This is a genomic window from Oceanobacillus saliphilus (assembly GCF_023522835.1).
Lineage (GTDB): Bacteria > Bacillota > Bacilli > Bacillales > Amphibacillaceae > Oceanobacillus > Oceanobacillus saliphilus.
The window spans coordinates 1-252 of record NZ_JALCZU010000265.1; the positions used below are offsets into that span (position 1 = coordinate 1).

1 protein-coding gene is annotated in these 252 nt (G+C 64.7%); it reads right to left on the reverse strand.

Annotation, left to right across the window (positions count from 1 at the left end):
- Positions 1-252 (reverse strand): hypothetical protein (locus MN204_RS21105; RefSeq protein ID WP_249873004.1); only part of this gene is annotated, 252 nt, incomplete at both ends.

Genomic DNA, 252 nt, shown 5'->3' on the forward strand with positions numbered 1-252 from the left:
TCAGCTGGGTCAGCGTCTGGGCGATAGCGTTATCCACCTTCTGCTGCGGATTGCCACCGTTCTGGCCGAGCAGCGCCGCAAGATCGGTGCTGCTGCCGCCGCTCTGACCGAAATCGATCGGCGAATTCATCGCGCCGGATGCGAGTGGGCCGCCGGTCGCCAGCGGATTTTTGTCGCTCAGGTTGCTCAGATCGGGTGGCGGCAGCGTTTGCAGGGGGCCGGGCCCTCCGGGAAGTGTGATCATGCTCAGGT